Below are 23,959 nucleotides of genomic sequence, written 5' to 3' on the forward strand. Positions count from 1 at the left end.
GCTTTCTGGGTTAGTTTCCGTGTCCGAGGTGCCAGATGCCAAGGGCCGAGAGGAGCTCGCGGGGATCCCACACCACCCATTCCTCGGCGAGTTTATCGCCGTCGAACGTCAGGAAAGAGGCACCGGTCACGGTGACGTTCCTGCCCGTGGCGGGGACATCCATGAACTCGCCCGTGTGCGTGCCCGTGGTCTGCCAGTGGATGGCAACCTGGGTGCCGTCCTCGATGATCTGCAGGATGTCCGTGGACGAGTCCGGGAACGCCGCATGCATGGCTTCGATGGTTTTGCGGAGGCTGGCGAAGTCCTCGCTGCCGGATTTGGAGCGGCGGACGTAGCCAGGGCTGAGCAGCTGCTCGAACGCGGCGAGGTCGCCGTTGCCCCAGGCGCCGTTCCAGGCCTTCAAAATGGTGTCGCGACGGCTCATGATGCGCTCCTTGCGAGTTCGGGTGCCTGTGCTGGAGCGACGGGTGCCGGCGCGACGGGTGCCGCAGCGGCCGGCGCCGGGATGTCGATGGGCACGTACTGGCCAAACTTGCCGCCACGGAACAGCAAGGCATCGCCTGTTCCGTCTTCCATGCTGGTGACGGCGCCCACCACCATGTAGTGGTCTCCTACCAAGACCTCCGCCGTGACGACGCAGTCGATGTAGGCCGTGGCACCTTCCAAGTGCGGGGTTCCGAGGGGACCGGGCGTGGAAGGGAGGCCCGAGAACTTCTCAGGGCCCTTGCGGGACAAGGACTTGCAGATGGGGATCTGGTCATCGGCGAGGATGTTCGCGGTGAACTTCTGGAGCTTCCGCAGCTTGGGCCAGCTCGACGAGGACTTGTCCACGCAGAACATCACCAGCGGCGGCTCAAGGGACAGCGACTGGAACGTACCCACCACGAGGCCGAGCTTCTCGTCGTCGTCATTGATTCCGGTGATGGCGGTGACGCCGGTGGGCAGCTTGCCCAGGATTTGGCGGTAGAACGCCGGCGTGATGTCGCTCATGGCTAGGCCTGTTCCTCTTGCAGTTCTTGATGTACTTGGCGTCCGACGCGGAGGCCGGATTCGATGGCTCCGTCGAAGAAGCCTGCCCAGATGTTGGCGATGTCGCCGCTGGCGAAGTGCAGGGCGCCTTCGGAGGCCTGTTGGGCTGCGTGGTACTTGGTGAGTTGGCCGGGGCGCTGGACCAGCCAGGTTTCCTCGGCGTAGGGGTCTTCACCCCATTTGTGGCCGGTGACTTCGATGACTTCCAGGTCATCGCGCCACACTTTGATGGCTTCCTGGACCTGCTCGATGTCCGTGACGTCGATCCGGTTGGCGTCGGCACCGAAGCCCACCAGCACGGCGTCGTCTTCGCCGAGGAATTCGGTGCGGATCACAGAAAGTGGCTTGTCCTGGGCCGAGTACGCGAAGAAGGGCTTGATGGGTCCCTTGACCCGGATCCAGGCCTTCACGCCCTGGGAGGCGGTGCGTTCCCGGCTCGGGGCGGTCTTGCCCTCGGGCAGGGCGGGGGTGACGTCGAGTTTGTGCAGGACGTTGACCGGCAGGGTGACCACGATCTTCTTCGCTTCGATGCGCTGCCCGTCGCCGTAGGTGACCGTGCCGCCGTCGTGGTGGTGTTCCACTGTGGTGACCGGTGCGTTCAGGCGGATGTCCGCGGTGGTGTCTTCGGCGATGGCGTTGACCAGGCCGTCGTTGCCGTCCTTAAGGCGGTAGATGGCCGAGGCCTCGTGCATGAGGTGCCAGTGCCCGGAGGAACCGGCGGTCCAGCGGAGGGCGTTGACGTAGGCGCACTGGTTAAGGGGTGCGTTGAAGTGGCCCACCCAGGCGGCCTCGTTGGCGTTGCGCTCGTCCTCGGAGAGGTCCAGTTTGTCCAGCATTTCCTGCAGGTTGTACTGGTCCGCTTCGGCAAGGTTCTCGACGGTGAGCGGGGCATCCGGGCGGGGCAGCCACTTCACGGTGTCTTCGAGCAGGCGCGTCATGCCGGGGTCGATGAGCTTCATGAAGTCGTCCAGGTTCCCGCGGCGGACCTCGTTGCCGGCCAGCCAGTACGTCTCTTCCGAGCGGGGGCCGCGGGAGACTTCGAGTCCGTAGCGGGTGACTTCGGCCCAGACGTGGGGCTGGGTCCAGTGCAGCCAGTTGCCGCCGAGTTCCAGGTTCTGGCCGAGCCGGCGCTCGGTCCACAGCCGGCCACCGAGCCGGTCGCGGGCTTCGAGGACCACCACGTGGTGGCCTCGGTTGGTCAGTTCGCGGGCGGTGATCAGCCCGGCCAGGCCGGCGCCGATGACGACGACGTCAGCCTGTTCGGTGTCAAAGGGTTCAGTCATGGGTATCTCCGTTGATATCGGTGGGTGCTTAGTTCGCCGGGGCGAGGTGCTGGGTGCGGTGTCCCGTGGCCGGGTGGCCGTCGAGGGTGTACTTCTGGCCGAAAAGCGTCTCGCGCAAGGTCACCGCGTCCCGCTCGTGGTCGCGGAGCGGCGCAATGAGTCCTTGGGCGCGGAGTTCGGGGAGGGCGAGTTCGATGAATTCTTCCCAGCTGCCCGGTTTGGTGGTGTAGCTGAGGTTGATGCCGTCGACGTCGGCCTCGTCCCGCCAGCGGCGGAGTTCCTTGGCCACGGTTTCCGGCGAACCGATGACGGTGGAACCGGTGCCGCCAACGGCCAGGAACTCGGCGATTTGGCGCGGCGTCCAGTCACGGTCCGGGTCTGCCTTGGAGAACATGTCCACCATGGACTGCCCGGCCTTGGTTCCGACGGAGCGGAGCGGGGTGTCGAGCTCGTACTCGGACATGTCGATGCCGGTCCAACCGCTGAAGCGGGCCAGGATCCCATCGATCGGAGCCGTGTCCACGGCCTTCCGGTACTTTGCCTGGGCTTCCTCGTCGGTGGGGGCAACCACCACGGTGAGCAGGATGACGATCTTCACGTCGCGCGGGTCGCGGCCGGCGTCGGCCACGGCCTGGCGGAGTTTGTCCACGGACCGGCGGGTTCCTTCCACCGAGGTTCCCTGCAGGAAGACCACCTCGGCGTGCTTGCCGCCGAACTCCATGCCCCGCGATGAGGCGCCTGCCTGGAACAGGACGGGGGTGCGCTGTGGGGAAGGCTCACACAGGTGGAAACCCGGGACCCGGAAATGCTTGCCCTCATGGTTGATGGGGTGGACCTTGGCAGGGTCGATGTACGTGGCGGTTTCGGCGTCGTTGACCACGGCGCCATCCTCAAAGGAAGACTCCCACAGCTTGTAGACCACTTCCATGTACTCATCAGCCATGTCATAGCGCTCAGCCGGGGTGAGCTGCTGCTCCTTGCCCAGGTTCCGTGCAGCGGCCTCGGAGTAGGACGTCACGATGTTCCAGCCCACCCGACCACCGGTGAGGTGGTCCAGGCTGCTGAACTTGCGGGCCAGCAGGTAGGGCGGCTCGTACGTTGCCGAAACAGTGACGCCGAAGTTCAGGTGTTTGGTGACCGCGGCCATGCCACTGATGAGGACTGTCGGATCATTGATGGGAATCTGGGCAGCATCCCGGAGGGCCGCGTCCCCGTTGCCGCGGTACACATCGTGGTAGCCCACGTTGTCCGCGAAGAAGATCCCGTCAAAGCCGGCGCGTTCAAGCATCTGGGCGATTCCCGTCCAGTACTTCAGGTCGGTGTAGCGGTGCCCTTGGTCGCCGTCGTTCCTCCACGACCCGGAGGTCAGGTGGGAAGGGGCGAAAACATCAAAAGCGAACAGGCTCAAAGGCGCATTATTCATGGCAGCGGTGCTTCCTTGGACTCGTGCCGGGCTATGCAGGCAACTTCACTTGCGACGTTCACTTGCTGAACGCTTCGTTCAATTTAGAGCGTGGCTTGGCTCACTGTCAAGGGGTTCCCGCGGGGCCCGCAACAAAGGAAAACTCTTGACAGCAAATGTGGCGCATGCCATATTTTTGATCACGTCGTTCAAAGAATGAACGTTTGAGATTTCGCTCCGCCACCCCAACGGCGCACGGGCGCAAGATTCCGGCCACAGTTCCCAGCGATCCCCAGCACGGCTCAAGCGTGGATGCGAGACGTGTGGCGTACCTCCAAAGGAAAGAAGGACAACGATGTTCGATCAGTCCAGAGCACAACGTGGCGCGCCTCAAGGCGCCACCCGGCGGTTACGGGCAGAAGACTGCATCATTGTGGACAACCGCGAGCTGCGTAAGGCGCAAGTGGGCGCCGGCGTGGGCAACTTCATCGAGTGGTACGACATTGGCATCTACGGCTACCTGGCCGTGACCATGACGTCCGTCTTCACCGAAGGCATGGACGAGCGCATGGGACTGCTGGTCACCCTGTTGGGCTTCGCGGTCTCCTTTGTGGTCCGCCCTCTCGGCGGCATGATCCTGGGACCCCTGGGGGACAAGATCGGCCGCCGCAAGGTCCTCTTCTTCACCATGGCACTCATGGCCGCGGCCACCACCACCATCGGGCTGCTGCCTTCGGCGGGACAGGTGGGCCTCTGGGTGATCATCCCCCTTTACCTGCTCAAGATGCTGCAGGGCTTCTCCACCGGTGGCGAGTACTCCGGGGCCGCCACCTACATCGCCGAATTCTCCCCGGACCGCAACCGCGGCTTCATGACGGCCCTCCTGAACTCCGGCTCCATGCTGGGCTTCGCCGTCGGCGCGGGCGTGGTGGCCGCAACCACGGCGCTGACCACCTCCGCGTGGGGTGCCCAGGCAATGCACGACGGCGGCTGGCGGCTTCCGTTCCTGCTCGCCCTTCCGCTGGGCATCCTTGCAATCTCGCTCCGAAGCCGCATACCCGAATCGCCGGCCTTCGAAGTTGCCCACGAAAAGACCACCAACCAGGACGTCAACCCGCTCTTCGTGCGGCACAACCTGCCCAACATCCTTCGGTTCTACTGGCCGCAAATCCTCATCGGCATAGCCCTCATCGCAGCCGACGGAACCTCGTCCTACATGCTCACCAGCTACATGCCCACGTACATCGAGACGGAGGTGGGCTCCCCCGCCGTCCACACCGCGGTAGCCGCCGTCGTGGTCCTGGTGCTCCAGGCCGTCCTCATCCCGCTCGTCGCGCGCTGGTCGGACCGCATTGGCCGCAAGCCCATCTACACCATGGCCACCATCGGCAACCTGGTGCTTTTGATACCCGCGTTCGCCCTCATGCACGTCGGCACCCTGTGGTCCCTCTACCTGGCAATGTTCCTGGTGATGGTGCCCAGCGCGTTCTTCCTGGCACTCACGGGCGCCGTGATGTCCGAGCTGTTCCCCACCGCTTCCCGCTACGGCTGCGTGGGCGTCACGCACAACCTGTCCATCTCCATCTTCGGCGGCACCACGCCCTTGGTCAGCCAGATCCTTGTTGAAGTCACAGGAAACCCGTTTGCACCGGCTTTCTACATCATGTTCTTCTCCGCAGTGGCGCTCTTCGCCGTCTTCAAGATGCGGGAATCGGCAGCCCATCCCCTCCTTGGCTCGGTGCCCGTGGTCAGCAGCCGGCAGGAAGCCGTGGAACTGGCCGCTGGACAGGACAGCAACGAGCGGCTGGATACCGGCACCATGCTGCTGACCCCGGTTCCGTCAGGCACAACCCTCGAACGCGCGTAGCCCCGGCATAGGATGGGTGGGACATTGAGCACGAGGGCACCCAGCCTTGGCCACGAAGACCGGGAGCGGCATGGCATCGGAAGCAGAACAGGCAGACGTCGACGGCGGAACATCAGCGCCGGACGAGGCCGCGGACCTGACCAACAAGTCCGTCATCAAGGCCACCATCCTCCTTTCCGAACTCGGCCGGCACCGCCAGGGCATCACGGTGACCGAACTGGCCCAGGCCGTTGGCATGACGCGCCCCACTGCGTTCCGCCTCCTCTTGAGCCTGGAGCAAACCGGCTTTGTTGACCGCGTGGACAACCGCTACCGGCTCGGGTGGGAAATGTCCCGCTTGGGCCGGCTCGCGGATCCTTACGCCGGAGCCGTGGCCCGAATCCAACCAATCCTGGATGACTATGCCGGCAAGCTCAAGGAGACCGTAAGCTTTGCCATGGTGCGCGGCGAACTGGCCTACGATGTCATCGCCGAAGCGTCCGCTTCCAGGTACCTGAACGTATCCTTCTACGTTGGCGAGACCTATCCGCTGCACGCCAGCGCGACGGGCAAATTGATGCTCTCCGAACTAAGCGACGAAGCAGTGTCCGCAGCGCTGCCCAAGAAGCTTGCGTCTTATACCTCCCACACCATCACCAGCCGGGAGGGATTGGTCAAGGATCTTCGACGGATCCGCGAGCAGGGCTACTCCATCATGGACAACGAACTGGAGGAGGGCCTCTTCGTGGCGGCCTACCCGGTTCGCGAGGTGGACGGAACCCTCATGGGCATCGTGTCAGTGAACGGCCCGGTCCAGCGGCTGAAGTCTGAGCAATTGCCGGGCACCATCGACCAACTGCGCAAGGCAGCTGAGGAAATCACCAAAGCCCTGTCCTAGCGGCAACCTGCCGGGGCACGACGCCGGTTCCGCACCTGCGGCGGCCGTCCCACCGGCGGTGGCTCCGCGCCGTCGTCGTACTATCCGCGCGCCTGAACAAGGTCCGAATCTCTTGACGCACTCACCCATGTGCGCATACCTTGAACGAAACGTTCATTCAACGAACACTTTCCAATCTCTTCCAAGGTGCCTCCATGAGCCTCCATACCCCAACCCGCAACGCCTTCCCAGCCCGGCCCGTCCCGAACTGGTCGAAGCTCTCCCGCAACGACCGCGTCCAGGTGTTTCACCGCGACGGCCGCGTGACCTCCGGGCTGATCGAGATGATCGCGGTAGACCGCAGCGTATTCTGGCTCATCCAGGATGACGGCCAAGGGCGCCTCATGGTCTGCCGCGGCGACCGGCCACAGGTGGTCAAGAGTGCCGCAACCCAGAAAGCCCCTTGGCTGCACGACTAAAACCATTGCGCGCAAAAGGTGAGGCGTGACACAATGGACTAACGTTCATAAAATGAACGTCACGTTCAAAAATTACTCCCGTCGGGCCGATACATCGCCGTATCCGCCACCGGAAAGAAGGGACGGGACCATGTCCATCTCCATCACCCACCGAGTCCTCGCCAATGCCTTCGGCCGCCGGACCACCACCTACCGCCAGCCTGCTCCCGTGCACGCTCCGGAACAGGACGCCAACCAGGGAAGTGTCAGCTGCGCCCCCTGGGAAGGCCTGTATCTTGAGCCGGAAGCCTCCTTGGGCCAGGAACTCGACGCCTTCCTCGCCGGCCTGCTGCACGGAGAATAGGAAGGCCCTGGGGGTCGCCGCCCCAAGCCACCGCAAAACCCGATTGTCTGCGATCAAAGACAGCAATGCCCCGTGAGACCGATCACAAGGTCTCCAAAAATGGTCTGCTGGTTAGCGATCCCCTCCCAAAGACGAGAAGGTTTTACCATGCAACACACCACGCTGGCCGAAAAGGACACAGTCCTCCAGTCCGCCGGATCGGCGCTCAGCCGTGGCCTCAACGTCCGCCACATCCGCTTCATGGCACTTGGATCCGCCATCGGCACGGGGCTCTTCTACGGTTCGGCCTCGGCCATCCAAAAGGCGGGCCCCGCCGTCCTCCTGGCCTACATCATCGGCGGCGCCGCCGTCTTCATGGTGATGCGGGCACTCGGCGAAATGGCGGTGCGCCACCCGGTCTCCGGCTCGTTCGGACAATACGCCAGCCGCTACCTGGGACCGTTCGCAGGCTTCGTTACCGGTTGGACGTACGTGTTCGAAATGGCCATCGTGGCCATCGCCGACGTCACGGCCTTCAGCATCTACATGGGCTTCTGGTTCCCCCAGGTGGATCGCTGGATCTGGGTCCTGGCGATCATCCTCTTCCTCGGCGCGATGAACCTGCTGAGCGTCAAAGTCTTCGGGGAACTTGAGTTCTGGTTCTCCCTCATCAAGGTTGTGGCTATCATCGCCATGATCATTGGCGGCGCGGCGATCGTCGTATTCGGCTTCCAAACAGGGAACGACGGCGGTGGCGTGGCACCGGGACTGGGGAACCTCGTCAACCACGGTGGATTGTTCCCGAACGGCTTCGAGGGCCTCTTGGCCGCGTTCGCCGTCGTGATGTTTGCGTTCGGCGGGATCGAAACGATTGGCATCACGGCAGGCGAGGCCGCCGATCCCAAGAAGGTCATCCCGCAGGCCGTGAACACCGTCCCGGTCCGTGTCCTGCTGTTCTATGTGCTGACCCTTGGCGTGCTGATGAGCATCTTCCCCTGGAACGACATCGGCAGTAACGGCAGCCCGTTCGTGCAGATTTTCGCTGGCCTGGGCATTCCCGCAGCGCCGCACATCCTGAACGCCGTGGTGATCACGGCCGCGTTGTCCGCCATCAACAGCGACATCTTTGGGGCCGGCCGCATCCTCTTTGGCCTGGCCCAGCAAGGCCATGCGCCCAAGAGCTTCGGCAAGGTCTCCCGCCATGGCGTTCCGTGGATGACCGTGGTGATGATGGGTGGCATCCTCCTGGTCGGTGTGGTGCTGAACGCCGTCATTCCCGAGGACGTGTTCGTGGTCATCGCCTCCATCGCCACGTTCGCCACCGTGTGGGTCTGGGTGATGATCCTCGCCTCGCACGTAGCCATGAAGCGCGAGATCAAGGCCAAGGGGCTGCCTGCGTCTGAGTTCGGATCGCCCTTGTGGCCTCTCGCGTCCATCCTGACCATGGCGTTCATGGCGTTGGTGATCGTGATCCTGGGCGTCTTCGAGGACATCCGCGTGGCCCTCTATGTTGGTGCAACCTGGTTGGTGCTGCTGTTCGTGGCCTACAAGCTGTGGGTGCGTGGCGGTGGTCTTCGCCGGGCCGAGTTGGTGGACGAGACTGCGTCGATTCCCGTGGTGAAGGTACCGTAGGGCCTCCAGGCAACGGTTGCCGCACCCCTTCGGCCGCACTCGCGCACCCTTTTCCGCCTGACGCACCCGTGCTACTGGGGGCGCCGGGCGGAAACGGGCGCGCCGGGTGCCTCGCAGGCAAGTCCTACCTCGCCGACCAGCCGCCGTCCATGGTGTAGCTCGCGCCGGTGACCATGCCGGCGTCGTCCGAGGCCAGCCAGGCCGCCAGGGACGCCACCTCGGACGGCTCCACCAACCGCTTCACCGCAGACTCAGTCAGCATCACCTTGGCGAGCACCTCGGCCTCGGGGATACCGTGGAGCCGGGCTTGGTCGGCGATCTGGCGCTCCACCAAGGGGGTACGGACATAGCCGGGGTTGATGCAGTTGGAAGTGACGCCATGCTCGCCACCCTCCAAAGCCGTGACTTTACTGAGTCCTTCAAGGCCGTGCTTCGCGGACACATAAGCACTCTTGTACGCCGAGGCCCGCAGCCCATGCACCGACGAGACGTTGATGATCCGGCCAAAGCCGTTGGCGTACATGTGCGGGAGTGCAGCGCGAACCAGCAGGAACGGCGCCTCAAGCATCAACGCCAGGATCCGCCGGAACTCAGCGGGGTCGAACTCCTCAATGGGCGCAACCTTCTGGATGCCGGCGTTGTTGATCAGGATGTCGCAATCCAGGCTCAAGGCAGCGAGGGAATCCACATCCAGCAGGTCCACGGTCCAGGCGGTACCACCCAGCTCGTCGGCGAGGGCCGCGGCTCCGGAGGCGTCGACGTCGGCCACTACTACTTTCGCGCCACGTGCCGCGAGCGCCCGCGCACAGGCCGCCCCGATTCCGCTGGCACCTCCGGTCACCAGGGCTTTGCGCCCATTCAAGGAGTTGTCCATCATCAGCCCTTCGAAGTAACGGAAGCGGTAGCCAGTCCGTGCCGCTCGGCGTCGGCGGCGTCGACGTCTTGCAGCGCGATGCCCTTGGTCTCCTTCAGGGAGACGACGGCGACGGCGGTAATGGCGCACGCAACGACGAGGTAGATCGCGGTCGGCACCCACGAACCGGTGTCCTTCAGCCACTGGGTGGCCAGCAGGGGTGCCAGGGAGCCGGCGAAAATCGAGGTGACCTGCGAGCCGAGCGAAACACCGGAATACCGCATGCGGGTGGGGAAGAGTTCGGACATGATGGCCGGCTGTCCTGCGTACATGAACGCGTGCAGGCAGAGGCCGATGGTCACGGCGAGCACAATGATCACGGCGTTCTTGGTGTCGAACATGGGGAAGGCGAAGAACGGCCATACCGCGCCGGTGACAGCGCCCACCAGGTACACGGGCTTTCGTCCCCAGGAATCCACCAAGCGGCCCACCTGCGGAATGACCAGGAAGTGGATCACGTGGGCGATCAGGAGTGCCAGGAGGAGCGAGGACGTGTCGTACTTGTGGACGCTCTTGAGGTAGACGATCGCAAAGCTGACCACCAGGTAGTACATGATGTTCTCGGCGAAGCGGAGGCCCATGGCCTGCAGGATGCCCTTGGGGTACTTGCGGATGACCTCGCCCACGCCGTAGCTGATGGCCTTGGACTCCTCCACCTGGGCTTTGGCTTCGAGGAAGATCGGGGCTTCGCTGACGTGGGTGCGGATGTAGTAGCCGACGAAGACGATCACGGCGGACAGCCAGAATGCGACCCGCCAACCCCAGCCGAGGAAGGCTTCGCTGCTCAGGGTGGTGGACATGACGAACAGGACCAGGGTGGCCAGGAGGTTACCCACGGGAACGGCAGCCTGCGGCCAGGATGACCAGAACGCACGCGACTTATTGGGGCTGTGCTCGGCGACCAGCAGCACTGCGCCACCCCATTCACCACCGAGCGCGAAGCCCTGGATGAAGCGGAGGGCAACCAACATGGCGGGCGCCCAGTAGCCAATGTCCATGAAGCCGGGGAGGCAGCCCATAAGGAACGTGGAGACGCCGACGATCACGATGGTCAGCTGCAGCGTAGGCTTGCGGCCGAGCTTGTCGCCGATCTGGCCGAACACTATGCCGCCCAGGGGCCGGGCGATGAAGCCGACGGCATAGGTAATGAAGGCCTGGATGATTCCGTCGAGTTCGTTACCGGTGCTCGGGAAGAAGTACTTGCCGAATACCAATGTGGCGGCCGTGGCGTACAGGAAGAACTCGTACCACTCCACCACGGTTCCCACCATGGACGCGGCGACGATCTTCTTCAGGCCTGATCCCTTGCCGGTGTTTCCGGCAGCGGGTGTGGAGCGTTGCTCTACGCTCATATCCATCTCCTCAGTGTCTTCTTTGACAATGCCCTTTTTCATGCGCGTTGTGATCCACAACACGAATAGCTTCACTGAGTATTGCTGCAGATTCGGCGTGCCTCAATAACCAAAGAGGCACCCCGTATGTGCAGAATTGCAGATATGAACCCGAACCCTGACGACCTCCTCATCCTCCTCGCCGTCTCACGGTCGGGTAAATTCACGACGGCGGCACAAGCCTTGGGACTGAACCACACCACCGTTTCGCGCAGGATCGCCGCGCTGGAAAAGGCGCTTGGTGGCCGCGCCCTTGCGCGTGCGGCAGGCGGCTGGGAACTGACCGAGCTGGGGGCGGCCGCCGTCCAGGTGGCCGAGCGGGTGGAAGCGGCGGTGGGTTCGCTGGGACCCAGCGACCGTGCACCCGACCCCATTACCGGCGTCGTACGCATGACGGCTACCGACGGCTTCAGTGCCTATATCGCGGCACCGGCCGCCGCGCGCATCAGGAGGGACCACCCGGGCCTCAGCCTGGAGATCGTTACCGTAACCCGCCGGGCATTGCAGCAACGCTCGGGCCTGGACATCGAAGTGGTGGTGGGGACGCCACAGGTACACCGGGCCGAAGCCATCAAACTGGGCGAGTACCGGCTGGGGATGTATGCCTCACGCAGTTACCTCGAGGACAACGGAACTCCGGCCAACGCAGAAGAACTGACCCAGCACCAGTTGGTGTACTTCGTGGATTCCATGCTGCAGGTGGACGACCTGGACGCGCCCCGCAGGCTGGTTCCGAGCATGCGGGACGGGCTCACGTCAACCAACGTGTTCGTCCATGTGGAAGCGACGCGGGCCGGCGCGGGGGTGGGATTCCTGCCGTGCTTTATGGCGGATCGCCACCCGGACCTGGTTCGGCTGCTGCCCGAAGACTTCGCCGAACTGCTCCCCTACTGGCTGGTCCTCCGCCCCGACTCGATGCGCCGCCCCGCGGTAGCCGCCGTCGTGCATGCTTTGCGGGAGGAGACGGAGAACCGCCGGGCTGAGCTGCTGGGCTGAGGCGGTCGCCGGGGAGTTCCCGGGAGCCTAGAGCGGAATGACCAAAGGCGTGTGGCTCACGGGATCGTCGATCACCATGCAGGGCAGACCGAACACGTGCTCCACCAACTCCGCGGTGATGACGTCCGCAGGCCGACCCTCGGCCACCACCGCACCATCCTTCATGGCGATCAGGTGCGAGGCGTAGCGGCAAGCATGGTTGAGGTCGTGAAGCACGGCCACCAAAGTGTTGCCCTCGCCGTTCAGGCGCTTGAACAGCTCCAGCAATTCGATCTGGTGGGCGATGTCCAGGAACGTCGTGGGCTCGTCCAGCAGCAACAACGGCGTTTGCTGCGCGAGGACCATGGCCACCCAGACGCGCTGCCGCTGGCCTCCGGAGAGTTCGTCCACCAGCCGTCCGGACAGCCCGGTCACGTTGGTCGCCTCCAAGGCGCTGACGACGGCGGCCTCGTCCTCTTCAGACCATTGGCGCAGCAACTTCTGGTGCGGGTAGCGGCCACGGGCCACGAGGTCCGCAACAGTGATGCCGTCGGGGGCAAGGGAGGTCTGCGGCAACAGGCCCAGCCTCCGGGCCACGTCCTTGGCGCCGTAGGAGGAGATGTCCTTCCCGTCCAGGAAGACCGTGCCGGACGTCGGCTGCAGCAGCCGCGACAAGGCCCGTAGCAATGTGGACTTTCCGCAGGCATTCGGACCCACGATCACCGTGAATTCGCCATCGGGAATCCGGACATCCAAGGCGGAAGACACCGTCCGGCCCGCATAGCCCAGGCTCACGCCGTCAGCTCGCAACCGGGCATCCGTGGACACGAGCGGCACCGCCGGGGCAGCCAGCACGTCAGTCAAAGCAGTCTCCTTCACAGTCATTGCCGCCGCACCTCGCGCGCCAGCAGCCAGACGAGGTAGCAGCCACCGATGCTCACGGTCACCACTCCCACCGGCAATTGAATCGGCGCGAAGAGGTTCTGCGCCACGATGTCGCTGGCCACGAGCAAAAGAGCACCCATGGCAGCGGAGGGGACCAAGCCCACTGACGCCGAGCGGGTCAGCCGGCGGGCGAGTTGCGGAGCAGCGAGCGAAACAAACGCGATGGGTCCCGCAGCCGCAGTGACCATCGCCGTCAACGCCACGCCAACAGCCGCGAGAACCACCCGCGAACCTTCCAGCCGAACGCCCAAGGCGCGGGCGGCGTCGTCGCCCATCTCCAAAAGCCCCAGCCGGCGACCAAAAAAGGCCAGCACCGCCAGCAGCCCGGCGAAGATCAGCACCACCGGCAGCACCTGCTCCCAAGACACCTTGTTCAGCGATCCTGCACCCCATACAGCGGCGGACATGGCCTGCTCGAGGGACGCCTTGAGGATCATGTAGGTGTTCACTGACGCCAGCATGGCGCTCACCGCGATGCCCGCGATAATGAGCCGGAAGCCTTGGATGCCCTTCTTGTAGGCAAACAGGTACACCAGGACCGCGGTCACCAAACCACCCACCAGCGCCCCCGCGGACACGGCGTAGTATCCGCCACCCATCAACAGGATCACCACCAAGGCACCCGAGTAGGCGCCGGTGTTGAAACCGATGACGTCGGGGCTGCCCAGCGCGTTGCGGGTCAGCGATTGGAAGATGGCCCCGCTGACCCCCATGGCCGCCCCCAACAACAGGGCCAGGAGGACGCGGGGCAACCTCCACTCCACTACCACCATGTGGATGGCGCCGGTGGAGCGACCGAACAGCGCCGAGACCACGTCCGGCACCGGAATACTGAACTCGCCCAGGCCAAGGGCGACGACGGCGAGCGCCAGGGCGGCGCCGACGAGGACGGCGGTGACAATCATCGAGCGGACGTCGAGGCGGGCCGAAACCCGGCCACCCAGCGGACGGACCGCGAGTGTTCGCCGGCCAAAATCAAGGGTGCTCACAGGGTGCTCACTTTCCGGCGGCGGATCAGCCAGATCAGTACTGGTGCCCCGACGAACGCGGTGATGATGCCTACCTGCATTTCGCCGGGCCTGAGCACCAGCCTGCCGAGGACATCTGACACCAGCAGCAAGACCGGTGACAGCACCAGCGTGTAGGCCAGGATCCAGCGCTGGTCCGGCCCGACGATCCAGCGGGCCACGTGCGGGACCATGAGTCCCACAAAGCCGATGGGACCTGCCGCTGCAGTTGCGGCGCCACACAGCAGGGTGACGGCGATGATGGTCCACGTGCGGGTGCGGAAGATGTTGGCGCCGAGTGACGTGGCGGTGTCGTCACCCATGGCCACGGCGTTGAGTGGCCGCGCCAAGGCCAGGGCGATGATGGTGCCCACCACGATGAACGGCGCGACGGTGGCCACGATGTCCCACGAACGGTTGCTGAGCGTACCGGCGGTCCAGTTGCGCATGCTGTCGAACACGGCGGGCCGGAGGAGCGTGATCCCGGAAGAGACCCCGCCAAGGACCGCCCCCAGGGCAACCCCTGCCAAGGTCAGACGCAGCGGGGTTGCCCCTCCCCTGCCCATGGATCCAATCAGGTAGACGATCACGGTGGCGATCACGGCCCCGGCAAAGGAGAACCAGATGTATTCCTGGATGCTGGTTACCCCGAACAGCGCGACGCCGAGGACCACGAAGAAGCCAGCACCCGCGTTGACGCCCAGGATGCCTGGGTCCGCCAAGGGGTTGCGGGTCATGGCTTGGATGAGGGCTCCGGAGAGTCCCAGTGCAACGCCCACGAGCACGCCGACGACGGTCCGCGGAAAGCGCAGGTCATGGATGATCACATGTTCCGGCGAGCCGTCGTAGGCCGTGATCGCGGGCCAAAGTGAGGCCGGGTCCACGTCCTTGGAGCCGATGACCATGCTGAGCAGAAGGGCCAAAGCCAAGGCCGCGATGGACGCGATCAGTCCGAGCAGGCGGTAGCGGTTGACGGTGGCAAGGCCGGCGCTGCCCTGGCGTGCGGTTGCGGAGGGCGCTGCGGATGCGGGGGCCGGGGCAGGTGCGGAGGCCGGCGCATCCGCCCGCCCAGCCCCGGCCTCCGTCCCCGCCATGGTTCCGCTGGTCATTACAGTCCCAGCAGTTCGAACTTGGCATCCTGCAGGTCCTCGAGTTCTTCGCGGTCGCGCTTCTCGTCGGACCACAGTTCGTCGAACCAGCGGCGGGTTTCGGCGTCGAGGTTCTCCCAACGCTCCGTCCACGCCTCGCTCTTGTCCGTCCAGTAGCCGATCAGCTTGTAGGACTCAGGGGTGAGCTTCTTCTCGTGGCGCAGGTACTTGCGGATCCCGCGCAGTACCTTTGCTTCCCCGGCCACCCAGATGTAGCCCGTTCCGCCAGGGAGTTCCATGCTTTTCAAAGCCTCGTCCAAGCGCGATTGGCTGTGCCCGTTGCCGCCGTGGATCCAAGCGACTTCAGTGCCCGCGCCGATGACCAGGTCCTGTTGGTGCGAGGGGTCTTCCACCTCGATCAGGACGCGGGTCCGGACACCCGGCGGAGTCTTTTCCAGCAAGCGGGCGACGGCGGGAAGTCCCGTCGCGTCTGCCAGCAGGATCTGCCACTGCAGTTCTGCCGGTGGTTCGTACAGTCCCGTAGGCGAGTTGAGCCCGACGACGTCACCCACCTCGGCGCGCTGCGCCCAGGCTGCTGCCACGCCGCCGTCGTGAACGACGAAGTCGATGTCCACGGTGCCCGCGGCCGGGTCCACGGTCCTGACCGTGTAGGTCCGCATGGCTGAGGGCTTGACCCCGGATTCCCAGTCCCAGGATTCACCCGTGGAAATGGGCAACCGGGCCTCGTGTTCACCTGCATCCGGCAGGAAAACGCGGAGGTACTCGTCGCCCACACCGGTGGTCTCGAACCCGGCCAGGCCGGGTCCGCCGAAGGTGATGCGGACCATTCCGGGCGTCAAAGCCCGGGTAGCCAGCACCTCCGCGCGGTAGATGCTCATCATGGCAGGAGCGCCTTCTCGATCTTCTCCAGCAGTGCAAACTGGCCGCTTGGGGAGCCGTAGATCATCTCAAGGTCGTAGGTGAAGATCTGCTTGTTGGCAACGAACGGCAGCGAGGTCCAGAGCTTGTTGTTGGCCAGCGGAGCGAACGCGTCCGGGTTGGCACCGTCCTTTTCGGGGACTTCGGTGGTGATGACGGCGTCAATGCCCTTCAACTGCTCAAGCTGTTCGACACTGAGTTTGGCGCCTTCGCCGTCTGCCAGCGGGGAGATCTTCAAGCCCAGGTCCTTGATCACCAGGCAGGGGGTTCCGTAGCAACTGACGGAGACTTGGTCCTCGTAGTAGTCAACCGGGCCGATCACCAGATCGCTCTTGCCGGCCTCGGCCAGGCGCTTCTTCACGTCATCCACCTTGGCCTGGTACTTGTCCATCCAAGCCTGGTACTGCCCGGTCTTGCCGAAGGCCTCGGCGACGGTCTTGAACTTGGTGCGCCAGTCGCTGCCGTCAAAGCCGTTGAAGGTATAGGTGGGGGCGATATCGGAGAGCTTGCCGTCCAGGTCCTTCTCGTAGCCGAGGCCGTTCAGGATGACGTCCGGCTGGGCCTTGAGGATGGCCTCGAAGTTGAACTCCGGGTAGTTGGTGAAGGGGGTGATCCCTTCAAGCGCCTTCTGGTCGAAGAAGTACGGAAAACCCTTGTAGCCGCTGTCGCGGATGGGCTGCTGGCTGGCCAAGGGAATGCCGAGCGTAATAAGCATGTCCAGGTCCGTGGTGTACATGCCCAGGGCCTTCTTCGGCTCCGCCGGAATGGTCAGCTCCTTGACCTCGCTGGTAACCGTGCGGGTTTGCGCAGCAGCTGAGTCATTGGCGTTCGCCACCGGGCTCGCGCAGCTGCTCAGCAGAAGGGCCGCCGAGGCAAGCGCCGCGAGGGCAGCGGACATGGTTCTAGGGCGTGAAATCACTGTGGTCCTCTTGATGCTCAGGGGAGGTTGGAGGTCTCCCGTTGGCAGTCGAGACGCAATGAGGGTGCTGTCATCGGACTGTCGAAGTTAGGTATACCTACCCTAACAACGGCTTTCCGCATTGGACCCGCGATTTCTATTCGGAACCGGCCAAGGACTGATGGTTTCCGGCCTTAAGCGAGGCCACGTACCACCCTGGAGTGTGCCCCATCACTTTCCGGAACACCTGCACGAAGGCGCTCGGATTGTTGTAGCCCACGCGCCGGCTGACCGAGGAAACGGGGTACCCGGCAGCCAACAGACCCAAAGCCACGCGGACGCGCGCGTGGATCCGCCACTGGGCAAACGTCATGCCGGTCTCCTTATGGAACAGCCGGGACAAGTTGCGGACACTGATGGCCACTTCCGCACCCCACTCCTCAAGGGAACGGTCCAGCGCGGGATCATCCAGGAGGGCCCGCGCAATCCGTTCCAACCGGGGGTCCGAGGGCATGGGCAGCAGCATGGGCCGGGCGTCCACCACATCCAACAGCGCTATGGCCAACTGCTCCGAACGTTCGCGCAACTCCGGCTCCATATCGAAAGTCCGCATGTGGCGCAAAAGTTCCTGGGCCGCCGTCGGGACCGTCACTGCCACAGTCCGGCTGTCCAGCGGCGCCGCGACGTCCGCGTCTATATGCGAACAGAAGAAGCCCGTACCTTCGGTCGATTTCACCGCGTGCGGGACTCCCGCCGGAATCCACAGGCCCAGCGTGGCAGGGACCGCAAAGAACGCCGCGTCAGCTTCGACCGTGAGCACGCCACGGGCACCCCACAACAGTTCATGGGTGGGGTGCACGTGTTCCGTCCACGTGGCCGGTGTGGCGCATTCAAAGTACGCGGTGTACACACCACGGACCGTCGGCTGTCCGGAATGCGATAGAGCTTGGCGGGTCATGGGGCCTTCTTGAAGTTAGGTGAGCCTTACCATGGTAAGCATGCCTTCCAGTACCGCCATGCCGTCCTGCCCGCCCGGGCGTAACAAGCAAACTCCATGGAAGGCCTCCCGCCTCTTCAGTTACTCCCTCTTCGGAAACCGCCGCTGGAAGTATGTGGTGGTTGGTTGCGCAGGCCTGACGCTGCACCAAATCAGCGAGGCTCTGGTGCCAACCACCATCGGCGCCGTAGTGGACAACGCGATTACACCGCACGACGGCGGCGCCCTCCTGTGGTGGCTCGGTGCACTGGCCGCGGTGTTCATCGTGCTGGCCCTGTCCTGGCGCATCGGAACGCTCGCCACCATGCGCTCCTTCTCCTACGGCTCGCACGACCTCCGCCAACTCGTGGTGGAACGGACGCTGCATCCGCGGGGAATGGCGGCTCGTCGTGCGCCGGGTGAAATCGTGGCCATTGCCTCTTCGGATGCGGACAGGGTTGCTGGATTGGCCTGGCTCATCGGCGGCGGCCTCGCGTCCACCGCGGGCGTGGTCACCTCGGCAGTGACCCTCTTGCTCATTTCCGTGCCCCTGGGATTGGCTGTACTGCTGGCCACACCCCTGATGCTGTTGGTCATGCACCGGCTCACCAAGCCGCTGGAAGACCGCAGCGACGCGGAACAGTCGACGGCGGCCCGCGCCGGAGCCTTGGCCACAGACTTCATCACGGGGTCGCGTCCGCTGAAGGGACTGGGGGCCGAAGATGCTGCCATTGCCAGGTACCGGGCGGCGAGCCAGAGCTCGTTGGTATCGGCGTTGAAGGCCATCCGCGCGAAGAGTGCGTTCACGGGGGCGAGCACGGCCATGTCCGCGGCTTTCCTGGCGGGCATCGCGTTCTTTGCCGCATGGTTCGCCGTGCAGGGCAGCATTACGGTGGGGCAACTGGTGGCCGTGGTGGGCGTGGCCCAGTTCGTCCAGGGTCCCATGGCGGCCCTAGGATTCCTGAGCGTGGAACTGGCTCGGAAGCGGGCGTCGGCGGCGCGGATTGCTGTGCTGCTTGGTGAGGCTGAGGCGGTGCCGGAAGTGGGCGTTGCGTTGGGTGTGCCGGTGGCACCGGATGTCGCTGCTGCGCCGGTTGCTGCGGCATCGCCGGGTGTTGCGGCTGCGCCGGTTGCTGCGGCATCGCCGGTTGCTGGCGCAACCGAGCGCGGGGTTGGGTCACCGGGTGTTGCGGCTGCGCCGGCTGCTGGCGCAACCCGGCGTGGAGCTACTCCCCTGCTCGAGGTTCGTCCTTCGCCCGGGTCACACTTTCCCCCGTTCTCCGCGTCCGCGGGGGATGTTGTGGGTGTTGTCCTTCCGGATGGCGTGCAGGCCAGGCTGCTGGTGGATATCCTCGGCTTCCGGGTTCCTGCGCCCGCGGGCCTCATGACGATAGACGGTTCTGACGCCGCGGACGTGGATCCGTCGCACGCGCGGTCGCGGGTATTTGCCGACAGCCATGAGGGTGTCCTGTTCCGCGGCACGGTGCGGCAGAACGTCGCGGTAGCCGACGCTGAACTGGACGATCGCGCCTTCGCGGCTGCCGCCGTCGTCGATTTTGTCTCGCAACTGCCGGAAGGAACCGAAACCATGCTGACCGGACACGGGCAAAGCCTCTCCGGCGGGCAACGGCAGCGCTTGGTGCTGGGCCGTTCGCTGCATCAGCCGCAACCGGTGCTGGTGCTCCATGACCCCACCACCGCCGTCGATACCGCTACCGAAGCCGTCATTGCGGATGGCCTGCGGAACTTTCCGGATAAGGCGCTGGTCCTCGTAACCACGAGTCCTACGCTGCTTGCCGCATGCCACCGGGTGGTGCTGGGCACCGCGGACGGGCCGCCCGAGACGGGGTCCCACCGGGAACTGCTGGCGACGTCGGCAAGCTACCGTGCGGTGGTGGGTTCATGAGCACCGACGCATCCATGAATGCAGGCATCCTGCCCATCGCGACACCGCGTGAAACCCGCCGGGCCATGTGGAAGTTGCTGGCCCAGCGGCCCGGCCGGCTGGCGCTGACCGTGCTGGTATTGTTGGCCGCTTCCTGCTGCGGGCTGGCCGCACCGGCGATCCTGGGCATCATGGTCAACATCGCCGCCAGCGGCGGCGAGGTGGTGTCCCTGTTGTGGCTCGCCATCGGACTCCTGGCGGCCGGTGGCGCGGGTGCGCTGCTCGGCATCCTGGGGCAGAACCTGTTGGCCAGGATCTGCGAGGAAGCCTTGGCCGGACTACGGGAGGAGGTGTTCGCCGCAGCCGTCCGCAAGCCGCTCGCGCAATTGGAGAAGGCAGGAATCGGGGATGTCGTGGCCCGTGTATCCGGTGACGTTGAGGCCGTCAGTGAAGCAATTTCCGGCGTGCTTCCGGCTTTCACCAGCGCCGCGTTCACCATCGTGGTCACGCTGCTGGGCCTGGGCGTGATCGATTGGCGCTTCGCCGTGGCCGTCCTGATCGCCGCCCCGCTGCAGATCTTCACGCTCCGTTGGTTCCTGAAGCGGACTGCGCCCATTTACCGGACCGTCCGGATCACTGAAGCCAACCGGACCGAACAGATCATTGAGACTGTCCACGGCTCGCAGTCTGTCCTGGCACTCGGCCTGGGTGGCAAACATGCGGACTTGGTGGCGTCGGCTTCGCGGGAAACCATCGGCCACTCCCTGCGCGGTATCGGGTACCTTACCCGGTTCTACAACCGCCTCAACCTCGCCGAACTCCTTGGCCTGTCCGCCGTGCTGGTGGTCGGCTTCTGGCTCCATGCCGAAGGTGTGGTGACCATCGGAGCGGCCACGGCGGCAGCCCTCTACTTCTACCGCCTGTTCGATCCGATCGGACTGGTGCTGGGACAGTTCGATGAACTGCAAAAGGCCGCTGCCGGACTCGGGCGGATGTTCGGGCTGACGCGGGGCACCGCCTCCGGGGAAGCCGAGCGGACCGCCGTCGAACCTCCGGCGGGCGGACCGGCGTCGGACGCCGTGGTCCTGGACAACCTGACTTTCAGCTACCCCGGACAGCGGCCGGCGCTGAACGCCGTGTCCCTGCGGGTCGCCGCAGGTGAAAGGGTGGCGATCGTAGGGACATCCGGTGCCGGCAAAACCACGCTCGCCAAGGTCGTCATGGGACTCGAAAAGCCCGACGACGGGCGGGTGCTGGTGGGCGGACTGGATGCGGCCGCTGCTTCCGCGGCGGAACTGCACCAGCGGATCGCCATGGTCAGCCAGGAAGTCCATGTGTTCTCCGGAACGCTCGCGGAGGACCTTCGGCTTGCCAAGCCCGGCGCCACTTCTGACGAGCTGCGGCGCGTCCTGCGGGACGTCGGCGCCGCCTGGCATGAAATGCTCGACGACGGGTTGGAGACTTTCGTAGGTGCCGGCGGCCACCAACTCACGCCGGAACAGGCCCAGCAACTGGCCCTGGCGCGGCTGATGCTCAAGGATCCGCCCATCGCGGTCCTCGATGAAGCCACGGCGGAAGCGGGCACTGGCTCGGCAACCATGTTGGACCAGGCAGCCGACGCCGCACTGGCCGGGCGCACGTCGGTGGTGATCGCACACAGGCTCTCCCAAGCGGCAACGGCCCACACGGTGGTGGTCATGGACCAGGGGCGGATCGTCGAATCGGGCTCGCACCAGGAATTGCTGGCCAACGGCGGCAGGTACGCCCGGCTTTGGGAAGCCTGGAACACGTCCTTGAGCCGGGCCTAGGGCTCGGGGGCAGTACAGGTCAGCGCAGCGCTGGGAAGCCCAGCGCTGCGTTTACGTTTCGGGCGTCGCGGCGGGATCCGGCGTCGCGGCGGGATCCGGCGTCGCGGCGGGATCGTGCCGCACGGGGGTTCCCGCCGCGAACGCGCGGACCTGGGCATCGTTCCAAATATGCGCGGGAACCGCGCCGCCAAGGAGCCTGCGGGCCAGGCTGGGATCGTCACCGAAAGGAACGTGGCTGCCCGCCATGATCATGTTGCCGTAGCGCCTGCCCTTGAGCATGGGCGGATCGGCAATGATCAGCGCGTGTTCGAACGTGTCAGCGATGGTGGCGGCGTCGGCCCGGGCATTCTTCAGGTCCGGGGCGTCGCCGGAGTTCACCACGTACAGCCCGTCCGGCGCCAGGACGGCGTCGGCGTGGGCATTGAACTCGCGGGTTGTCAGGGCGCGCGGCGTGAACGCTCCGGCGAAGACGTCACGGATGATGAGGTCGCGGGTGTCCGGAGTGAGCCGCTCTGTCACCTGGCGGGCCTCCCCCACCCGGATCCGCAACAGTGGGGCCTTGGGAAGGTCGAACCAGCCGCGGACATACTCGGCCAGCTTTCCGTCGAGTTCCACAACTACTTGGCGGGCATCGGGGTACGCGGCGTTGAAATACCTGGCCATGGAGCACGCTCCCCCGCCCAAGTGCAGGGCCCGGAGCTTGGGCTTGGTTTCCCGTGGCCACCGGGACTCCACGAGGGCAGCGATCCAGCGCATGTACTCGAAGTCGAGGAACAACGGATCAGCGAGGTCGATATGCGAGCTCAGCACGCCATTGATCTTCAGGAGCCAGCCATTGCCGTTGTCCGGATCCGGCAGGAGCTCGCAGTCGCCGGTGTCGATGTAATACACGCCAGCGACCGGACCATCGGGGCGGGTACCCTCGGGCACCTCGATGACTGCCGCCGTCGACCTTTGAGCGCCGAAACTGCCGGACCTGCCGGACTTGCCTTTCCTGGATTTGGTCACTGGATCCGTCCTGCGTCAGTCATGGTCCCAGCCTAGTGGAGCGCATGGCGGCAGGCGGCTAGCCGCGAACCATCCTGTGTTCAGGCAAGGAGTACCAGGACGGATCGCACACTTGCCGCATACCGTCGGGGACGAAGCCGTTGCGCCGGTAGAAGGCCTGGGCCCGCGGATTGTCGTCAAGGACCCACAGGTACGCGGGCCCGTTGCCGAGCAGGGCATCCACCAGCGCCTGGCCCACACCCCGGCCGTGGACGTATTGCAGGGTGTACAGCATGAAGAGTTCCACCTCGCAGGGACTGTCCTCGTCCCTGCCTGGCCCCGACGCCGCGATGCCTACGAGCTCCCCGTCCGGCCCGTGGGCCAGCATCCTCCGGTGCCCCGCGGCAATATATTCCCGGTACCGCATGATCCTGTCCGGCAGGGCAGCTTCCTGCTTGGCGAAAAACTCCGGCGGCAGCAAGTGGCCGTAACTCTCCCGCCAGGCCTGGACGTGCATGACCGCCATGTCTTCGGCGTCATCAACCACTGCAGCGCGGAGGCTGAAATCCATCAGCGCACCCGCGCGATCGCGAAGCCGTCCCAACCCTTGCTGCCCACCGTCTGGATGGCGGTGGAGTCCAGCCGTGGATCCTGGCCCAGCATGTCCAGCACACGGATGATGCCCGGTGCGTTCGCTTCGTCGCGTTCCGGCTCCAGGATGGACCCGTCCCAAATGACGTTGTCGATCACGATCACCGTGCCGGGATGTCCCAGCCGGATGGCCCAATCGAGGTAGTTCGAATCGTTTTCCTTGTCCGCGTCGATGAAGACGAAGTCGAACGGTTCTTCGGCTTCCAACGTGGGCAGCGTATCCAGGGCAGCCCCCACCTTGATTTCCACCTTGTCCCCAACCCCGGCTGCGTCGAGGTTGGCGCGTGCCACGTCGGCGTGCTTCTGGAGGTATTCGCACGTGACCAGGCGGCCGCCGTCGGGCAGCCCCTGGGCCATCCACATACTGCTGAAGCCCGCCAGCGTACCGATCTCAAGGACCCGGCGGGCGCCGGACACCTGGACCAGCATCTTCAGCAGCTTCCCCGCATTGGGAGCAACTTCGATGGCCGGCATGCCCGCCTCGACGGCGGACGTCAAAGCCCGTTCGTGGGCAGGATCGGGACGCACCACGACGTCAGTCAAGTAACGCTCCACCTCAACCCAGCCGGGCTCGGTCACGTGTTCAATCATGCGCCCCAGTCTTGCACCCGGCGCAGCCGTGCGGA

General features: G+C 65.0%; 23 protein-coding genes. 8 read left to right on the top strand and 15 right to left on the bottom strand.

The window, feature by feature from the left end:
- Positions 1-10 precede the first annotated feature (10 nt).
- From ACIQTZ_RS05820 to ACIQTZ_RS05835, 4 genes are read right to left on the bottom strand one after another with little or no spacing between them, the layout of a single operon-like run.
- Positions 11-424, bottom strand: a complete 414-nt coding sequence (locus tag ACIQTZ_RS05820; RefSeq protein WP_402978403.1) for an ester cyclase — start codon at positions 422-424, stop codon at positions 11-13.
- Positions 421-990, bottom strand: coding sequence for a flavin reductase family protein (locus ACIQTZ_RS05825; protein ID WP_400335588.1), 570 nt, complete (start codon positions 988-990; stop codon positions 421-423). Before ACIQTZ_RS05825 ends, ACIQTZ_RS05820 begins: the two co-directional genes overlap by 4 nt.
- Before the next feature lie 2 nt (positions 991-992).
- Positions 993-2,312, bottom strand: coding sequence for a flavin monoamine oxidase family protein (locus tag ACIQTZ_RS05830; RefSeq protein WP_402978406.1), 1,320 nt, complete (start codon positions 2,310-2,312; stop codon positions 993-995).
- Positions 2,313-2,340: 28 nt separating this feature from the next.
- A complete protein-coding gene (locus ACIQTZ_RS05835) occupies positions 2,341-3,735 on the bottom strand; it encodes an LLM class flavin-dependent oxidoreductase (RefSeq protein ID WP_402978408.1) in 1,395 nt (464 codons plus the stop codon).
- Positions 3,736-4,069: 334 nt separating this feature from the next.
- Here ACIQTZ_RS05835 and ACIQTZ_RS05840 point away from each other — a divergent pair, with 334 nt between their 5' ends.
- The 5 genes from ACIQTZ_RS05840 (at position 4,070) to ACIQTZ_RS05860 (ending at position 8,870) form a co-directional block, all read left to right on the top strand.
- Positions 4,070-5,581 (top strand): MFS transporter, encoded by a 1,512-nt coding sequence (locus ACIQTZ_RS05840; RefSeq protein ID WP_402978411.1) that lies wholly within the window; start codon positions 4,070-4,072, stop codon positions 5,579-5,581.
- 70 nt (positions 5,582-5,651) lie between these two features.
- Positions 5,652-6,458 (top strand): IclR family transcriptional regulator, encoded by an 807-nt coding sequence (locus tag ACIQTZ_RS05845; protein WP_402978414.1) that lies wholly within the window; start codon positions 5,652-5,654, stop codon positions 6,456-6,458.
- A gap of 194 nt (positions 6,459-6,652) precedes the next feature.
- Entirely contained in the window at positions 6,653-6,916 is a 264-nt protein-coding gene (locus ACIQTZ_RS05850) for a hypothetical protein (protein ID WP_402949650.1), read from the top strand.
- A gap of 130 nt (positions 6,917-7,046) precedes the next feature.
- Positions 7,047-7,259 carry a hypothetical protein gene (locus ACIQTZ_RS05855; RefSeq protein ID WP_400335599.1) on the top strand — a complete coding sequence of 71 codons (213 nt, stop codon included), beginning with the start codon at positions 7,047-7,049 and terminating at the stop codon, positions 7,257-7,259.
- A 147-nt stretch (positions 7,260-7,406) separates the two neighbouring features.
- Entirely contained in the window at positions 7,407-8,870 is a 1,464-nt protein-coding gene (locus ACIQTZ_RS05860) for an amino acid permease (RefSeq protein WP_402978417.1), read from the top strand.
- 124 nt (positions 8,871-8,994) lie between these two features.
- Here the strand turns inward: ACIQTZ_RS05860 and ACIQTZ_RS05865 are convergent, their stop codons facing one another.
- Complete coding sequence (locus ACIQTZ_RS05865) at positions 8,995-9,744, bottom strand: 3-hydroxybutyrate dehydrogenase (RefSeq protein WP_402978635.1); 750 nt, start codon at positions 9,742-9,744, stop codon at positions 8,995-8,997.
- Positions 9,745-9,746: 2 nt separating this feature from the next.
- Positions 9,747-11,135 (bottom strand): MFS transporter, encoded by a 1,389-nt coding sequence (locus ACIQTZ_RS05870; RefSeq protein ID WP_402978420.1) that lies wholly within the window; start codon positions 11,133-11,135, stop codon positions 9,747-9,749.
- A 144-nt stretch (positions 11,136-11,279) separates the two neighbouring features.
- On the opposite strand from ACIQTZ_RS05870, the gene ACIQTZ_RS05875 reads away from it, so the two are divergent.
- Complete coding sequence (locus ACIQTZ_RS05875; protein WP_400335606.1) at positions 11,280-12,170, top strand: LysR family transcriptional regulator; 891 nt, start codon at positions 11,280-11,282, stop codon at positions 12,168-12,170.
- A gap of 27 nt (positions 12,171-12,197) precedes the next feature.
- On the opposite strand, the gene ACIQTZ_RS05880 is transcribed toward ACIQTZ_RS05875, so the two are convergent.
- The 6 genes from ACIQTZ_RS05880 to ACIQTZ_RS05905 form a co-directional block, all read right to left on the bottom strand.
- A complete protein-coding gene (locus tag ACIQTZ_RS05880) occupies positions 12,198-13,034 on the bottom strand; it encodes an ABC transporter ATP-binding protein (RefSeq protein WP_400335608.1) in 837 nt (278 codons plus the stop codon).
- Complete coding sequence (locus tag ACIQTZ_RS05885) at positions 13,031-14,083, bottom strand: FecCD family ABC transporter permease (protein ID WP_402949663.1); 1,053 nt, start codon at positions 14,081-14,083, stop codon at positions 13,031-13,033. Before ACIQTZ_RS05885 ends, ACIQTZ_RS05880 begins: the two co-directional genes overlap by 4 nt.
- Positions 14,080-15,210: an iron chelate uptake ABC transporter family permease subunit gene (locus tag ACIQTZ_RS05890; protein ID WP_402978423.1), complete on the bottom strand. Its 1,131-nt coding sequence runs from the start codon at positions 15,208-15,210 to the stop codon at positions 14,080-14,082. Before ACIQTZ_RS05890 ends, ACIQTZ_RS05885 begins: the two co-directional genes overlap by 4 nt.
- Positions 15,210-16,091, bottom strand: coding sequence for a siderophore-interacting protein (locus tag ACIQTZ_RS05895; RefSeq protein ID WP_402978426.1), 882 nt, complete (start codon positions 16,089-16,091; stop codon positions 15,210-15,212). Before ACIQTZ_RS05895 ends, ACIQTZ_RS05890 begins: the two co-directional genes overlap by 1 nt.
- On the bottom strand, positions 16,088-17,026 hold the full coding sequence (locus ACIQTZ_RS05900) for an ABC transporter substrate-binding protein (protein ID WP_402978429.1): 939 nt from the start codon (positions 17,024-17,026) through the stop codon (positions 16,088-16,090). The genes ACIQTZ_RS05895 and ACIQTZ_RS05900 overlap by 4 nt, the downstream gene beginning before the upstream one ends.
- 157 nt (positions 17,027-17,183) lie before the next feature.
- Positions 17,184-17,984: an AraC family transcriptional regulator gene (locus ACIQTZ_RS05905; protein WP_402949674.1), complete on the bottom strand. Its 801-nt coding sequence runs from the start codon at positions 17,982-17,984 to the stop codon at positions 17,184-17,186.
- 40 nt (positions 17,985-18,024) lie between these two features.
- On the opposite strand from ACIQTZ_RS05905, the gene ACIQTZ_RS05910 reads away from it, so the two are divergent.
- Positions 18,025-19,908: an ABC transporter transmembrane domain-containing protein gene (locus tag ACIQTZ_RS05910; RefSeq protein WP_402978431.1), complete on the top strand. Its 1,884-nt coding sequence runs from the start codon at positions 18,025-18,027 to the stop codon at positions 19,906-19,908.
- 14 nt (positions 19,909-19,922) lie between these two features.
- Positions 19,923-21,695 carry an ABC transporter ATP-binding protein gene (locus ACIQTZ_RS05915; RefSeq protein WP_402978638.1) on the top strand — a complete coding sequence of 591 codons (1,773 nt, stop codon included), beginning with the start codon at positions 19,923-19,925 and terminating at the stop codon, positions 21,693-21,695.
- A gap of 51 nt (positions 21,696-21,746) precedes the next feature.
- Here the strand turns inward: ACIQTZ_RS05915 and ACIQTZ_RS05920 are convergent, their stop codons facing one another.
- The 3 genes from ACIQTZ_RS05920 to ACIQTZ_RS05930 form a co-directional block, all read right to left on the bottom strand.
- Positions 21,747-22,625: a spermidine synthase gene (locus ACIQTZ_RS05920; protein ID WP_402978639.1), complete on the bottom strand. Its 879-nt coding sequence runs from the start codon at positions 22,623-22,625 to the stop codon at positions 21,747-21,749.
- Positions 22,626-22,761: 136 nt separating this feature from the next.
- Positions 22,762-23,253 carry a GNAT family N-acetyltransferase gene (locus ACIQTZ_RS05925; RefSeq protein WP_402978434.1) on the bottom strand — a complete coding sequence of 164 codons (492 nt, stop codon included), beginning with the start codon at positions 23,251-23,253 and terminating at the stop codon, positions 22,762-22,764.
- The gene (locus ACIQTZ_RS05930) at positions 23,253-23,924 is read right to left on the bottom strand and encodes an O-methyltransferase (RefSeq protein ID WP_402978437.1); all 672 of its coding nucleotides are present in this window, start codon (positions 23,922-23,924) and stop codon (positions 23,253-23,255) included. Before ACIQTZ_RS05930 ends, ACIQTZ_RS05925 begins: the two co-directional genes overlap by 1 nt.
- Between the last annotated feature and the right edge of the window lie 35 nt (positions 23,925-23,959).

This window comes from Paenarthrobacter sp. NPDC090520 (assembly GCF_044769205.1).
Taxonomy (GTDB): Bacteria; Actinomycetota; Actinomycetes; order Actinomycetales; family Micrococcaceae; genus Arthrobacter.

Excerpts from the sequence above, each read along its gene's own strand:
- ACIQTZ_RS05820 (WP_402978403.1), bottom strand. The coding sequence starts at position 424 with ATGAGCCGTCGCGACACCATTTTGAAGGCCTGGAACGGCGCCTGGGGC.
- ACIQTZ_RS05825 (WP_400335588.1), bottom strand. The coding sequence starts at position 990 with ATGAGCGACATCACGCCGGCGTTCTACCGCCAAATCCTGGGCAAGCTG.
- ACIQTZ_RS05830 (WP_402978406.1), bottom strand. The coding sequence starts at position 2,312 with ATGACTGAACCCTTTGACACCGAACAGGCTGACGTCGTCGTCATCGGC.
- ACIQTZ_RS05835 (WP_402978408.1), bottom strand. The coding sequence starts at position 3,735 with ATGAATAATGCGCCTTTGAGCCTGTTCGCTTTTGATGTTTTCGCCCCT.
- ACIQTZ_RS05840 (WP_402978411.1), top strand. The coding sequence starts at position 4,070 with ATGTTCGATCAGTCCAGAGCACAACGTGGCGCGCCTCAAGGCGCCACC.
- ACIQTZ_RS05845 (WP_402978414.1), top strand. The coding sequence starts at position 5,652 with ATGGCATCGGAAGCAGAACAGGCAGACGTCGACGGCGGAACATCAGCG.
- ACIQTZ_RS05850 (WP_402949650.1), top strand. The coding sequence starts at position 6,653 with ATGAGCCTCCATACCCCAACCCGCAACGCCTTCCCAGCCCGGCCCGTC.
- ACIQTZ_RS05855 (WP_400335599.1), top strand. The coding sequence starts at position 7,047 with ATGTCCATCTCCATCACCCACCGAGTCCTCGCCAATGCCTTCGGCCGC.
- ACIQTZ_RS05860 (WP_402978417.1), top strand. The coding sequence starts at position 7,407 with ATGCAACACACCACGCTGGCCGAAAAGGACACAGTCCTCCAGTCCGCC.
- ACIQTZ_RS05865 (WP_402978635.1), bottom strand. The coding sequence starts at position 9,744 with ATGGACAACTCCTTGAATGGGCGCAAAGCCCTGGTGACCGGAGGTGCC.
- ACIQTZ_RS05870 (WP_402978420.1), bottom strand. The coding sequence starts at position 11,135 with ATGAGCGTAGAGCAACGCTCCACACCCGCTGCCGGAAACACCGGCAAG.
- ACIQTZ_RS05875 (WP_400335606.1), top strand. The coding sequence starts at position 11,280 with ATGAACCCGAACCCTGACGACCTCCTCATCCTCCTCGCCGTCTCACGG.
- ACIQTZ_RS05880 (WP_400335608.1), bottom strand. The coding sequence starts at position 13,034 with ATGACTGTGAAGGAGACTGCTTTGACTGACGTGCTGGCTGCCCCGGCG.
- ACIQTZ_RS05890 (WP_402978423.1), bottom strand. The coding sequence starts at position 15,210 with ATGACCAGCGGAACCATGGCGGGGACGGAGGCCGGGGCTGGGCGGGCG.
- ACIQTZ_RS05895 (WP_402978426.1), bottom strand. The coding sequence starts at position 16,091 with ATGATGAGCATCTACCGCGCGGAGGTGCTGGCTACCCGGGCTTTGACG.
- ACIQTZ_RS05900 (WP_402978429.1), bottom strand. The coding sequence starts at position 17,026 with ATGTCCGCTGCCCTCGCGGCGCTTGCCTCGGCGGCCCTTCTGCTGAGC.
- ACIQTZ_RS05905 (WP_402949674.1), bottom strand. The coding sequence starts at position 17,984 with ATGACCCGCCAAGCTCTATCGCATTCCGGACAGCCGACGGTCCGTGGT.
- ACIQTZ_RS05910 (WP_402978431.1), top strand. The coding sequence starts at position 18,025 with ATGCCTTCCAGTACCGCCATGCCGTCCTGCCCGCCCGGGCGTAACAAG.
- ACIQTZ_RS05915 (WP_402978638.1), top strand. The coding sequence starts at position 19,923 with ATGAATGCAGGCATCCTGCCCATCGCGACACCGCGTGAAACCCGCCGG.
- ACIQTZ_RS05925 (WP_402978434.1), bottom strand. The coding sequence starts at position 23,253 with ATGGATTTCAGCCTCCGCGCTGCAGTGGTTGATGACGCCGAAGACATG.
- ACIQTZ_RS05930 (WP_402978437.1), bottom strand. The coding sequence starts at position 23,924 with ATGATTGAACACGTGACCGAGCCCGGCTGGGTTGAGGTGGAGCGTTAC.